The organism is Pseudomonas sp. 15C (genome assembly GCF_055484735.1).
The window spans coordinates 1-13,577 of sequence record NZ_JBUDGD010000041.1; the positions used below are offsets into that span (position 1 = coordinate 1).

General features: G+C 58.5%; 10 protein-coding genes. 9 read left to right on the forward strand and 1 reads right to left on the reverse strand.

Annotated elements, in window-relative coordinates; all coding sequences use genetic code 11:
* Positions 1–234: 234 nt before the first annotated feature.
* On the reverse strand, positions 235–1,524 hold the full coding sequence (gltA, locus tag ACYYKW_RS19095) for a citrate synthase (RefSeq protein ID WP_093103347.1): 1,290 nt from the start codon (positions 1,522–1,524) through the stop codon (positions 235–237).
* Positions 1,525–1,887: 363 nt separating this feature from the next.
* Between gltA and sdhC the strand changes: the two genes are divergently transcribed.
* From sdhC to sucD, 9 genes are all read left to right on the forward strand, one after another.
* The gene (sdhC, locus tag ACYYKW_RS19100; RefSeq protein ID WP_016773673.1) at positions 1,888–2,262 is read left to right on the forward strand and encodes a succinate dehydrogenase, cytochrome b556 subunit; all 375 of its coding nucleotides are present in this window, start codon (positions 1,888–1,890) and stop codon (positions 2,260–2,262) included.
* Positions 2,256–2,624 (forward strand): succinate dehydrogenase, hydrophobic membrane anchor protein, encoded by a 369-nt coding sequence (sdhD, locus tag ACYYKW_RS19105; RefSeq protein ID WP_008049683.1) that lies wholly within the window; start codon positions 2,256–2,258, stop codon positions 2,622–2,624. Before sdhC ends, sdhD begins: the two co-directional genes overlap by 7 nt.
* A 3-nt stretch (positions 2,625–2,627) precedes the next feature.
* The gene (sdhA, locus tag ACYYKW_RS19110) at positions 2,628–4,400 is read left to right on the forward strand and encodes a succinate dehydrogenase flavoprotein subunit (RefSeq protein WP_042607585.1); all 1,773 of its coding nucleotides are present in this window, start codon (positions 2,628–2,630) and stop codon (positions 4,398–4,400) included.
* Positions 4,401–4,412: 12 nt separating this feature from the next.
* Complete coding sequence (locus tag ACYYKW_RS19115) at positions 4,413–5,117, forward strand: succinate dehydrogenase iron-sulfur subunit (RefSeq protein WP_016773675.1); 705 nt, start codon at positions 4,413–4,415, stop codon at positions 5,115–5,117.
* A 250-nt stretch (positions 5,118–5,367) separates the two neighbouring features.
* Positions 5,368–8,199 (forward strand): 2-oxoglutarate dehydrogenase E1 component, encoded by a 2,832-nt coding sequence (locus ACYYKW_RS19120; RefSeq protein WP_206414946.1) that lies wholly within the window; start codon positions 5,368–5,370, stop codon positions 8,197–8,199.
* Between the two features lie 44 nt (positions 8,200–8,243).
* Positions 8,244–9,467, forward strand: coding sequence for a 2-oxoglutarate dehydrogenase complex dihydrolipoyllysine-residue succinyltransferase (gene odhB, locus ACYYKW_RS19125; RefSeq protein ID WP_464990844.1), 1,224 nt, complete (start codon positions 8,244–8,246; stop codon positions 9,465–9,467).
* A gap of 108 nt (positions 9,468–9,575) precedes the next feature.
* Positions 9,576–11,012 (forward strand): dihydrolipoyl dehydrogenase, encoded by a 1,437-nt coding sequence (gene lpdA, locus ACYYKW_RS19130; RefSeq protein WP_090282416.1) that lies wholly within the window; start codon positions 9,576–9,578, stop codon positions 11,010–11,012.
* A 183-nt stretch (positions 11,013–11,195) separates the two neighbouring features.
* Positions 11,196–12,362: an ADP-forming succinate--CoA ligase subunit beta gene (gene sucC, locus ACYYKW_RS19135; RefSeq protein WP_090282417.1), complete on the forward strand. Its 1,167-nt coding sequence runs from the start codon at positions 11,196–11,198 to the stop codon at positions 12,360–12,362.
* On the forward strand, positions 12,362–13,246 hold the full coding sequence (gene sucD / locus ACYYKW_RS19140; protein ID WP_090282418.1) for a succinate--CoA ligase subunit alpha: 885 nt from the start codon (positions 12,362–12,364) through the stop codon (positions 13,244–13,246). Before sucC ends, sucD begins: the two co-directional genes overlap by 1 nt.
* Positions 13,247–13,577: the final 331 nt, after the last annotated feature.

A 13,577-nucleotide genomic window follows, 5' to 3' on the forward strand; every position in this document is an offset into this window, starting at 1 on the left:
CGATTCCGTAACGAAGGAACCCCGAGCCCCAGCGAGGGGCCGAACGCCGGGGCAAAGCCTTTTGGTTCCTTTTTGGCGTCTGAAAAAGGGACTCGCTGTAAGAGCGAAACCGTAAGAAGCCGTTACCGCAGCAACGGATATGCCCCCACTCCCCCCCAAAACCCCCAAACAAAAACGGCCTCTATATAAGAGGCCGTTCCTGACACACCACTAAATCATCAAAACAAGAAGCCCTTACTTACGGTCTTCCAGCTTGATGATGTCACGCGACTCGTAACCCGTGTACAGCTGGCGCGGACGGCCAATCTTGTACGGGCTCGAGAGCATTTCCTTCCAGTGCGAAATCCAGCCAACAGTACGTGCCAGGGCGAAGATCACGGTGAACATGCTGGTTGGAATGCCGATCGCCTTGAGGATGATCCCCGAGTAGAAGTCGACGTTCGGGTACAGCGAGCGTTCGATGAAGTACGGGTCGGTCAGGGCGATCTCTTCCAGGCGCATGGCCAGTTCGAGTTGCGGATCGTTGTTGATGCCCAGTTCCTTCAATACTTCGTCGCAGGTCTGCTTCATTACAGTCGCGCGAGGGTCGCGGTTCTTGTAGACGCGGTGACCGAAGCCCATCAGCTTGAACGGATCGTTCTTGTCCTTGGCCTTGGCGATGAATTTGTCGATGTTCGAGACATCGCCGATTTCATCGAGCATGGTCAGTACGGCTTCGTTCGCACCGCCGTGGGCAGGGCCCCACAGTGCGGCGATACCGGCGGCGATACAGGCGAACGGGTTGGCACCCGAAGAACCGGCCAGACGCACGGTAGAGGTCGACGCGTTCTGCTCGTGGTCGGCGTGGAGGATAAAGATCCGGTCCATGGCCTTGGCGAGCACCGGGCTGATCGGTTTGATCTCGCACGGAGTGTTGAACATCATGTGCAGGAAGTTTTCCGCGTACGTCAGGTCGTTGCGCGGGTACATCATGGGTTGGCCCATGGAGTACTTGTAAACCATCGCTGCCAGGGTCGGCATCTTGGCAACCAGACGGATCGCGGAGATTTCGCGATGCTGCGGGTTATTGATGTCCAGGGAGTCGTGGTAGAAGGCCGAGAGGGCGCCGACTACACCGCACATGACGGCCATCGGGTGGGCGTCGCGACGGAAACCGTTGAAGAAGGTTTTCAGCTGCTCGTGAACCATGGTGTGGTTTTTCACGGTGCTGACGAACTGGGCCTTCTGTTCTGCCGTCGGCAATTCGCCGTTGAGCAGCAGGTAGCAGGTTTCCAGGTAGTCCGACTTTTCAGCCAGCTGTTCGATCGGGTAGCCGCGGTGCAGCAGAATGCCGTTGTCGCCGTCGATATAGGTGATTTTCGACTCGCACGAGGCGGTCGACATGAAACCCGGGTCGAACGTGAAGCGGCCCGTGGCCGTCAGGCTCCGAACATCGATTACATCGGGACCAACGGTGCCGGTTAAAATGGGCAGCTCGACGGGGGCTGCGCCCTCGATGATCAACTGCGCTTTTTTGTCAGCCATGTGGCCTCCTATTTATGCTTGAACCATCAGACAGACCCCCCACGCAGGGCCCGCACCACTATAGTGAGATAAATTCGAATGTCAATTTGCCTAAAGTCTTGCTCCAGAAGGCTTTAAGCGCACTTTTTCCTCGAAATTGACTGCCATTTACGCCTTTTATGCGACTTGTGCAATCCGCTATTGGGGGTAGGTGAACGCGTTGTCATTAGTAGCCTAACTGTCTATACTCGGCCACCGACCGCCAAGGGCTTTTGGGCTTGCTTTCATTGGGGGTCGCATCCCTGGGTGGTGGTTACCTGACCAGTGCACTCCCCAACAACTTTGCCCTGATTGTTAGGGGCTCTTCAGTGTGAAAAAAAAGCCGTGAAAAGCCAACGACCTGTAAACCTAGACCTAAGGACCATCAAACTCCCAGTCACTGCTTACACGTCCATTCTTCACCGTATCTCCGGTGTCATCCTCTTCGTGTGCCTTGCCATCATGCTTTATGCATTGGACAAGTCGCTGAGCTCCGAGGAAGGCTTCGGTCAGGTGAAAGCGTGTCTGACCAGTCCGCTAGCCAAGCTAGTGATTTGGGGCATCCTGTCCGCTCTGCTGTATCACCTGGTAGCCGGTGTGCGCCACTTGATCATGGACATGGGCATCGGTGAGACGCTGGAAGGCGGCAAACTGGGCTCGAAAATCGTTATCGCCGTTTCCGTGGTGGTAATCGTTCTGGCAGGAGTCTGGATATGGTAACTAACGTCACTAACCTGTCGCGTTCGGGCCTCTATGACTGGATGGCGCAACGTGTGTCTGCGGTCGTTCTCGCGGCTTACTTCATCTTTCTGATCGGATACATCGTCGCCAACCCTGGCCTCGAGTATGCCCAGTGGCATGAACTGTTCGCCCACAACGGAATGCGTATTTTCAGCCTGCTGGCCCTTGTTGCTCTGGGCGCTCACGCCTGGGTCGGCATGTGGACCATCGCGACCGACTACCTGACGCCGATGGCGTTCGGCAAGTCCGCAACGGCAATACGTTTCCTTTTCCAGGCAGTTTGCGGCGTTGCGATGTTCGCTTACTTCGTCTGGGGTGTGCAGATTCTCTGGGGTATCTGAGTCATGGCTAACATTCCAACGATTTCTTTCGACGCCATCATTATTGGTGGTGGCGGTGCCGGCATGCGCGCTGCGCTGCAGCTGGCACAGGGCGGGCACAAGACTGCGGTGATCACCAAGGTTTTCCCGACCCGTTCGCACACTGTTTCCGCCCAGGGCGGCATCACTTGCGCCATCGCGTCCGCTGACCCGAACGATGACTGGCGCTGGCACATGTACGATACCGTCAAGGGTTCCGACTACATCGGTGACCAGGACGCGATCGAATACATGTGTCAGGAAGGCCCGGCTGCGGTGTTCGAGCTGGACCACATGGGTCTGCCGTTCTCGCGTACCGAACAAGGCCGTATCTACCAGCGTCCGTTCGGCGGTCAGTCCAAGGACTACGGCAAGGGCGGTCAGGCTGCACGTACTTGCGCCGCTTCCGACCGTACCGGTCACGCGCTGCTGCACACCCTTTATCAGGGCAACCTGAAAGCTGGCACCACGTTCCTCAATGAGTACTACGCTGTCGATCTGGTGAAAAACCAGGAAGGCGAGTTCGTGGGTGTGATCGCGATCTGCATCGAAACCGGCGAAACTTCGTACATCCGCGCCAAGGCCACCGTATTGGCCACTGGCGGTGCAGGCCGTATCTACGCCTCCACCACCAATGCCCTGATCAACACCGGTGACGGCGTTGGCATGGCCCTGCGTGCCGGCGTGCCGGTGCAGGACATCGAAATGTGGCAGTTCCACCCGACCGGCATCGCCGGCGCCGGTGTACTGGTGACCGAAGGTTGCCGTGGTGAAGGTGGATACCTGATCAACAAGCACGGCGAGCGTTTCATGGAGCGTTATGCTCCGAACGCCAAAGACCTTGCCGGTCGTGACGTGGTTGCCCGTTCGATGGTTAAGGAAATCATCGCCGGCAACGGCTGCGGTCCGAATGGCGACCACGTAATGCTCAAACTCGACCACCTGGGCGAGGAAGTGCTGCACAGCCGTCTGCCAGGCATCTGCGAACTGTCGAAGACGTTTGCACACGTTGACCCGGTGGTTGCGCCGGTTCCGGTTGTTCCGACCTGCCACTACATGATGGGCGGCGTTGCCACCAACATTCATGGCCAGGCGATCACCCAGAACGCCGAAGGTCAGGACCAGATCATTCCTGGCCTGTTCGCGGTCGGTGAAGTGGCTTGCGTATCGGTTCACGGTGCCAACCGTCTGGGCGGCAACTCGCTGCTCGACCTGGTGGTATTCGGTCGCGCTGCCGGCCTGCACCTGGAAAAGGCCCTGACCGACGGCATCGAATACGACGACGCTACCGAGTCCGACATCGAAGCTGCCCTGTCGCGCCTGAACGCGCTGAACAACCGTACCGACGGTGAAGACGTTGCGACCCTGCGTCGCGAGCTGCAAAGCTGCATGCAGAACTACTTCGGCGTATTCCGTACCGGCGAGTACATGCAGAAAGGCATCGCTCAGCTTGCTGACCTGCGTGCCCGCATCGCCAACGTGAAGATCAACGACAAGTCGCAGGCGTTCAACACTGCACGAATCGAAGCGCTGGAGCTGCAAAACCTGCTGGAAGTGGCTGAAGCTACCGCCATCGCGGCCGAAGTACGTAAAGAGTCCCGCGGCGCGCACGCCCGTGAAGACTTTGAAGACCGTGACGACGAAAACTGGCTGTGCCACACCCTGTACTTCCCGGGTGACAAGCGCGTCACCAAGCGTGCCGTCAACTTCTCGCCGAAGACTGTTCCGACTTTCGAACCTAAAGTCCGGACTTATTAAGGGGTGACCGCCATGTTGCAAGTCAGTGTTTATCGCTACAACCCTGATCAGGACGCTGCGCCGTTCATGCAGGACTTCCAGGTCGATACCGGTGGTAAAGACCTGATGGTGCTCGACGTGCTGGCCCTGATCAAAGAGCAGGACGAGGGTTTCTCCTATCGTCGCTCTTGCCGTGAAGGCGTCTGCGGCTCCGACGGCATGAACATCAACGGCAAGAACGGCCTGGCGTGCATCACGCCGCTGTCCGCCGTTGTAAAAGGTAACAAGTTGATCGTTCGTCCATTGCCAGGTCTGCCGGTTATCCGTGACCTGGTCGTCGATATGAGCATCTTCTACAAGCAATACGAGAAGGTGAAGCCTTACCTGCAGAACGACACGCCGGCTCCGGCCATCGAACGTCTGCAGTCGCCGGAAGAACGTGAAAAGCTCGACGGTCTGTACGAGTGCATCCTGTGCGCCTGCTGCTCGACTTCTTGCCCATCGTTCTGGTGGAACCCTGACAAGTTCCTCGGTCCTGCTGCACTGCTGCAAGCCTACCGCTTCCTGGCTGACAGCCGTGACACCAAGACCAGCGAGCGTCTGGCTTCGCTCGATGACCCGTTCAGCGTTTTCCGCTGCCGGGGCATCATGAACTGCGTCAACGTATGTCCGAAAGGCCTGAACCCGACTAAGGCCATCGGTCACATCCGTAACATGTTGCTCTCGAGCGGCGTGTGATTCAGCTGCTGTAACGTTGCACCGTAGAGGCTGTGGCGCGGGCTTCAACCCGCGTCATGGCTATAACCAGAGCAGTAGCCACAAGCTGCCGCTCTTATTTTGAAGAAATGAGACAAGCAGGGGCATCCGGGCTGGTACCCGGACTATCAGTGTGATCCTAAGTGGCTTGTTTTAGTCGCTGCATTCGGACTTCTGCAAGTTTGCTCGGTGTCGACGCCGATGGTGTTCCCCTAACCGAGGGTGACCAAGCATGCAAGAAAGCGTGATGCAGCGCATGTGGAACAGCGCCTACCTTTCAGGTGGAAACGCTGCCTATGTGGAAGAGCTTTATGAGCTCTACCTGCACGACCCTAACGCTGTGCCAGAAGAGTGGCGCACCTACTTTCAGAAGTTGCCAGCCGACGGCAACTCTGCCACTGATGTTTCGCACTCCACGATTCGCGATCATTTCGTGCTGCTGGCAAAGAACCAGCGCCGCGCCCAACCGGTTTCCGCCGGCAGCGTGAGCAGTGAGCACGAGAAGAAGCAAGTTGAAGTGTTGCGATTGATCCAGGCCTACCGTATGCGTGGCCACCAGGCAGCCCAGCTTGACCCGCTGGGACTGTGGCAGCGTCCTGCACCTGCAGACCTGTCGATCAATCATTACGGCTTGACCAATGCCGATCTTGATACGACCTTCCGTGCCGGCGACCTGTTCATCGGCAAAGAGGAAGCGAGCCTACGCGAAATTCACGAAGCGTTGCAGCAGACATATTGCCGCACCATCGGCGCTGAATTCACGCACATCACCGATTCCGAGCAGCGCCAGTGGTTCCAGCAGCGTCTGGAAAGCGTGCGTGGTCGTCCGACGTACTCCGCCGACATCAAGAGCCACCTGCTTGAGCGCGTGACCGCCGGTGAAGGCCTGGAAAAATACCTCGGTACCAAATACCCGGGCACCAAGCGTTTCGGTCTGGAAGGCGGCGAAAGCCTGATTCCGATGCTCGACGAACTGATCCAGCGTTCCGGCTCGTACGGCACCAAGGAAGTCGTCATCGGCATGGCCCACCGTGGCCGTCTGAACGTGCTGGTCAACACCTTCGGCAAGAACCCGCGCGAGCTGTTCGACGAGTTCGAAGGCAAGAAGAAGGTCGAGCTGGGTTCCGGTGACGTGAAATACCACCAGGGTTTCTCGTCCAACGTGATGACCGCCGGCGGTGAAGTTCACCTGGCCATGGCGTTCAACCCGTCCCACCTGGAGATCGTTTCTCCGGTGGTCGAAGGTTCGGTGCGTGCCCGTCAGGACCGTCGTAACGACGCGACCGGCGAGAAAGTGCTGCCGATCTCCATCCACGGTGACGCGGCATTCGCCGGTCAGGGCGTGGTCATGGAAACCTTCCAGATGTCGCAGACCCGCGGTTTCAAGACCGGCGGTACCGTGCACATCGTAATCAACAACCAGGTGGGTTTCACCATCAGCAACCCGCTGGACTCGCGCTCCACCGAGTACGCCACCGACGTTGCCAAGATGATCCAGGCGCCGATCCTCCATGTAAATGGCGATGATCCGGAAGCCGTGCTGTTCGTAACCCAGCTCGCCATCGACTACCGCATGCAGTTCAAGCGTGACGTGGTGATCGATCTGGTCTGCTACCGTCGTCGCGGCCACAACGAGGCCGACGAGCCAAGCGGCACCCAGCCACTGATGTATCAGCAGATCACCAAGCAGCGCACCACCCGTGAGCTGTACGCCGATCGTCTGACCCAGGCCGGTGTCCTCGACGCTGAACGTGTTCAGGCCAAGGTCGACGAATACCGCAACGCGCTTGACAACGGTCTGCACGTGGTGAAATCGCTGGTCAAAGAGCCGAACAAAGAGCTGTTCGTCGACTGGCGTCCGTATCTGGGCCACGCCTGGACTGCGCGTCATGACACGCGTTTCGATCTGAAAACCCTGCAAGAGCTGTCCGCCAAGCTGCTGGAAATCCCGGAAGGCTTCGTGGTCCAGCGTCAGGTCGCGAAGATCTACGAAGACCGTCAGAAGATGCAAGCCGGCGGCCTGCCGATCAACTGGGGTTACGCCGAAACCATGGCGTACGCGACCCTGGCGTTCGAAGGTCACCCGATTCGCATGACCGGTCAGGACATCGGCCGCGGTACGTTCTCGCACCGTCACGCTGTGCTGCACAACCAGAAAGACGCGGGCACCTACATTCCGCTGCAGAACCTGTACGACGGTCAGCCACGCTTCGACCTGTACGACTCGTTCCTCTCGGAAGAAGCGGTACTGGCCTTCGAATATGGCTACTCGACCACCACGCCAAACGCGCTGGTGATCTGGGAAGCACAGTTCGGCGACTTCGCCAACGGTGCGCAGGTCGTGATCGACCAGTTCATCACCAGCGGTGAGCACAAGTGGGGCCGTCTCTGCGGTCTGACCATGTTGCTGCCACACGGTTATGAAGGTCAGGGCCCTGAGCACAGCTCGGCACGTCTTGAGCGTTACCTGCAGCTGTGCGCCGAGCACAACATTCAGGTGTGCATGCCGACCACGCCGGCACAGATCTACCACTTGCTGCGCCGCCAGGTGATCCGCCCGCTGCGCAAGCCGCTGGTCGTGCTGACGCCGAAGTCGCTGCTGCGCCACAAGCTGGCCATCTCGACGCTGGAAGATCTGGCCGAAGGTTCGTTCCAGACCGTGATCCCGGAAATCGACGCACTGGACCCGAAAAAGGTCGAGCGCGTGGTTCTGTGCAGCGGCAAGGTCTACTACGACCTGCTGGAAAAACGCCGTGCCGAAGGCCGCGAAGATATCGCCATCGTGCGTATCGAGCAGCTGTATCCGTTCCCTGAGGACGACTTGAAGGAAGTCCTGGCTCCGTACACCAACGTCAAGCATGCCGTGTGGTGCCAGGAAGAGCCGATGAATCAGGGTGCCTGGTACTGCAGCCAGCATCACTTGCGTCGCAGCATCGCAAACCTCGACAGGACTCTCGTACTTGAGTACGCGGGCCGTGAGGCTTCGGCTGCACCTGCTTGTGGTTACGCATCGATGCACGCCGAGCAGCAGGAAAAACTGCTGCAAGACGCGTTTACCGTTTAACGCCTTCGCGCTGACTGAAACCGAATTTTAAGGACCCACAGATAATGGCTATCGAAATCAAAGCCCCGTCATTCCCGGAATCGGTTGCCGATGGCACCGTTGCCACCTGGCACAAGAAACCAGGCGAGGCCGTCAAGCGTGACGACCTGATCGTCGACATCGAGACCGACAAGGTCGTGCTCGAAGTATTGGCCGAAGCCGACGGCGTGCTGGGCGCAATCGTTGCCGAAGAGGGCGCTACCGTTCTGTCGAACCAGGTCCTGGGCTCGATCGAAGAGGGCAGCGCTGCTGCCGCTGCTCCAGCCGCCGCTGCTCCGGCCGCTACTGCCGCTGCCGCACCGGCTGCTGCCGATGGCGAAGACGACCCGATCGCGGCTCCCGCTGCACGCAAGCTGGCTGAAGAGAACGGCATCAACATCGCTTCCGTTGCCGGCACCGGCAAGGGCGGTCGTGTGACCAAGGAAGACGTGGTTGCCGCTGTTGCCGCGAAGAAAGCCGCTCCGGCTGCCGCGCCTGCCAAGGCTGCTGCTCCTTCGGCCGCTGCGCCAGTGTTCGCCGCTGGCGACCGCGTCGAGAAGCGCGTTCCGATGACCCGCGTTCGCGCCACCGTGGCCAAGCGTCTGGTCGAAGCGCAATCGAACATGGCCATGCTGACCACCTTCAACGAAGTCGACATGACCGAAGTCATGGCCCTGCGTTCGAAGTACAAGGACCTGTTCGAGAAGTCCCACAACGGCGTGCGACTGGGCTTCATGTCGTTCTTCGTCAAAGCAGCTACCGAGGCGCTGAAGCGCTTCCCGGCTGTCAACGCTTCGATCGACGGCGGCGACATCGTTTACCACGGCTACGCGGACATCGGCGTTGCCGTTTCCAGCGACCGTGGCCTGGTTGTTCCGGTTCTGCGTAACGCCGAGCTGATGAGCCTGGCGGAAATCGAAGGCGGCATCGCCACGTTCGGCAAGAAAGCCCGTGACGGCAAACTGTCGATGGACGAGATGACCGGTGGTACCTTCACCATCACCAACGGTGGTACCTTCGGTTCGATGATGTCGACGCCGATCGTCAACCCGCCGCAGGCAGCGATTCTGGGCATGCACAACATCATCCAGCGTCCTATGGCCATCAACGGTCAGGTCGTGATCCGTCCGATGATGTACCTGGCACTGTCCTACGATCACCGTCTGATCGATGGCAAAGAAGCTGTGACCTTCCTGGTGACCATCAAGAACCTGCTGGAAGATCCGGCTCGTCTGTTGCTGGATATCTAAGAAACAGCTGCAAGCTTTCAGCTACAAGCCTCAAGCTCAAGACGAGCCGGTGGGCTTGCAGCTTGAAGCTTGCGGCTTGTAGCTTTATTGCTAAAGAGGATTTTTTGAATGTCGCAGAAATTTGACGTAGTAGTGATCGGTGCTGGCCCTGGTGGCTACGTAGCCGCCATCAAGGCCGCGCAACTGGGCCTGAGCACTGCCTGCATCGAGAAGTACACCGACGCTGAAGGCAAGCAAGCCCTGGGCGGCACCTGCCTGAACGTGGGTTGCATTCCGTCCAAGGCACTGCTCGACAGCTCCTGGAAGTACAAGGAAGCGAAAGAAAGCTTCAACGTTCACGGCATCTCGACTGGCGAAGTCAAAATGGACGTCGCTGCGATGGTTGGCCGCAAGGCTGGCATCGTCAAGAACCTGACCGGCGGTGTTGCCACCCTGTTCAAGGCCAACGGCGTTACCTCGATCCAGGGCCACGGCAAGCTGCTGGCTGGCAAGAAAGTCGAAGTCACCAAGCCGGACGGCTCGGTTGAAGTCATCGAAGCGGAAAACGTCATCCTCGCGCCAGGTTCGCGTCCGATCGACATTCCACCGGCTCCGGTTGACCAGAAAGTCATCGTCGATTCGACCGGTGCTCTGGAATTCCAGTCCGTACCTAAACGTCTGGGCGTAATCGGCGCTGGCGTGATCGGTCTCGAGCTGGGTTCGGTATGGTCGCGTCTGGGTGCAGAAGTGACTGTGCTCGAAGCGCTGGATACCTTCCTGATGGCAGCGGACACCGCGGTTTCCAAGGAAGCGCTGAAAACCCTGACCAAACAGGGTCTGGACATCAAGCTGGGCGCTCGCGTGACCGGTTCGAAAGTCAACGGCGAAGAAGTCGTGGTGAACTACACCGACGCCAACGGCGAGCAGACCATTACGTTCGACAAGCTGATCGTAGCCGTTGGTCGCCGTCCAGTGACCACTGATCTGCTCGCAGCCGACAGCGGCGTAGCCCTCGACGAGCGCGGTTTCATCGCCGTCGACGAGCACTGCGTGACCGCCGTACCGGGCGTATTCGCCATCGGTGACGTGGTTCGCGGCATGATGCTGGCGCACAAGGCGTCCGAAGAAGGCATCATGGTCGTCGAGCGCATCAAGGGCCACAAGGCTCAGATGAACTATGATTTGATCCCTTCGGTTATTTATACTCACCCGGAAATCGCGTGGGTTGGCAAAACCGAGCAGGCGCTGAAGGCCGAAGGCGTTGAAGTCAACGTCGGTACCTTCCCGTTCGCAGCTTCCGGCCGTGCCATGGCCGCGAACGATACCGGTGGTTTCGTCAAGGTCATCGCCGATGCCAAGACCGACCGCGTATTGGGCGTGCACGTGATTGGCCCGAGCGCTGCAGAACTGGTTCAGCAGGGCGCGATCGGTATGGAATTCGGCACCAGCGCTGAAGACCTGGGCATGATGGTCTTCTCCCATCCGACCCTGTCAGAAGCCTTGCACGAAGCTGCTCTGGCAGTGAATGGCGGTGCCATCCACGTTGCCAACCGCAAGAAGCGTTAACTGAATAATAAGAAACCACGGCGGTAGCGGCCCGTCGTGAGCCTTGCGAGCAAGACTCACCGCGGAATGTCCGCCGGACGCAGTCTTGCGTAGCGCAGCTACGCAAGCAGCAGTCACAGGTGGCGCGGCACTCAAACGAGCGCAGCGCCGAATGCGCAGTACCTAACGAAGACGGTAAAAAGCATGAATCTTCACGAGTATCAGGGTAAGCAGCTGTTCGCTGAATACGGCCTGCCAGTTTCCACTGGTTATGCAGTAGACACCCCGGAAGCAGCAGCAGAAGCTTGCGACAAAATCGGCGGCAGCGAGTGGGTTGTCAAAGCCCAGGTCCACGCCGGTGGTCGCGGTAAAGCGGGCGGCGTAAAGCTGGTTCGCAGCAAAGAAGACGCCAAAGCCTTCGCACAGCAGTGGCTGGGCAAGCGTCTGGTGACTTACCAGACTGACGCCAACGGCCAGCCAGTCACCAAGATCCTGGTTGAATCGTGCACTGATATCGCTAAAGAGCTGTACCTGGGCGCTGTCGTTGACCGTTCGAGCCGTCGCATCGTGTTCATGGCTTCCACCGAAGGTGGCGTGGACATCGAGAAAATCGCTCACGACACGCCAGAAAAAATTCTCAAGGCCACTATCGATCCACTGGTTGGCGCTCAGCCATCCCAGGGTCGCGAGCTGGCATTCCAGCTGGGTCTGGAAGGCAAGCAGGTCACTCAGTTCGCCAAGATCTTCGTTGGTCTGGCCAAGCTGTTCAAAGACCACGATCTGGCTCTGCTGGAAGTGAACCCGCTGGTGATCAAGGCTGACGGCGATCTGCACTGCCTGGACGCGAAGATCAACATCGACGCCAACGCCATGTACCGTCAGCCTAAGCTGAAGGCTTTCCACGATCCGTCGCAGGACGATCCGCGCGAAGCGCACGCTGCCAAGTTCGAACTGAACTACGTAGCACTGGAAGGCAACATCGGCTGCATGGTCAACGGTGCCGGTCTGGCCATGGGTACCATGGACATCGTCAACCTGCACGGCGGCAAGCCAGCCAACTTCCTCGACGTAGGCGGTGGTGCTACCAAAGAACGCGTGACCGAAGCATTCAAGATCATCCTGTCCGACAGCAATGTCGCTGCAGTACTGGTCAACATCTTCGGCGGCATCGTTCGCTGCGACATGATTGCCGAAGGCATCATCGGCGCTGTGAAAGAAGTCGGCGTGAAAATCCCGGTTGTTGTTCGTCTTGAAGGCAACAACGCTGAACTGGGCGCTAAAGTACTGGCAGAAAGCGGTTTGAACATCATCGCTGCTACCAGCCTGACCGACGCTGCTCAACAAGTCGTTAAAGCTGCGGAGGGCAAGTAATGAGCGTCCTGATCAATAAAGACACCAAAGTCATCTGCCAGGGTTTCACCGGCGCGCAGGGTACTTTCCACTCCGAACAAGCCATTGCCTACGGCACTAAAATGGTTGGCGGCGTGACTCCGGGCAAGGGTGGTACCACTCACCTGAACCTGCCAGTGTTCAACACTGTGAAAGAAGCCGTAGAAGCCACTGGCGCCACCGCCAGCGTGATCTACGTACCGGCTCCTTTCTGCAAGGACTCGATCCTGGAAGCGGCATTCGGCGGCATCAAGCTGATCGTGTGCATCACCGAAGGCATTCCTACCCTGGACATGCTGGATGCCAAAGTTAAGTGCGACGAGCTGGGTGTAGTCCTGATCGGCCCTAACTGCCCAGGCGTGATCACCCCAGGCGAATGCAAGATCGGCATCATGCCAGGTCACATTCACTTGCCAGGCAAGGTCGGTATCGTTTCGCGTTCCGGCACCCTGACCTACGAAGCTGTGAAGCAGACCACTGACGCCGGTTTCGGTCAGTCGACTTGCGTCGGCATCGGTGGTGACCCGATCCCGGGTTCGAACTTCATCGACATCCTGAAGCTGTTCCAGGAAGACCCGCAGACCGAAGCGATCGTGATGATCGGTGAAATCGGCGGTTCGGCTGAAGAAGAAGCGGCTGCCTACATCAAGGCTAACGTGACCAAGCCGGTTGTTTCCTACATCGCAGGTGTGACTGCTCCTCCGGGCAAGCGCATGGGCCATGCTGGCGCAATCATCTCTGGCGGCAAAGGCACTGCAGACGAGAAATTCGCTGCTCTGCAAGACGCAGGCGTGAAAACCGTGCGTTCGCTGGCAGACATCGGCAAGGCCCTGGCCGAGCTGACTGGCTGGGAAGTGAAGAAGTAAGCTTCGGCTGACTTTTTAGCTCCAGCAACAAAGGCCACCTTCGGGTGGCCTTTGTCGTTCAAGAGCAGCGGCAAGCTGCAAGTTTTCAACGGCAAGCGCTCGTCTCGCAGCTGAAAACTTGTAGCTTGCCGCTGCTTTTATTATGTAAATGCGACACGGAAACGTCGCGTATCGGATAGTTCGCCCTCTAACAGTGCGTTTTCGTGCCGGATTCGTTAGGCTGGCGGCCATTTTGCAGTGCGTCGCCCACAAGGCAGCCACGCAGCTTTACAGGTCAGTCCCATACGGATCGACAGCATTTCCCTAATCCCACAGGGCAATCCCCCTCTAA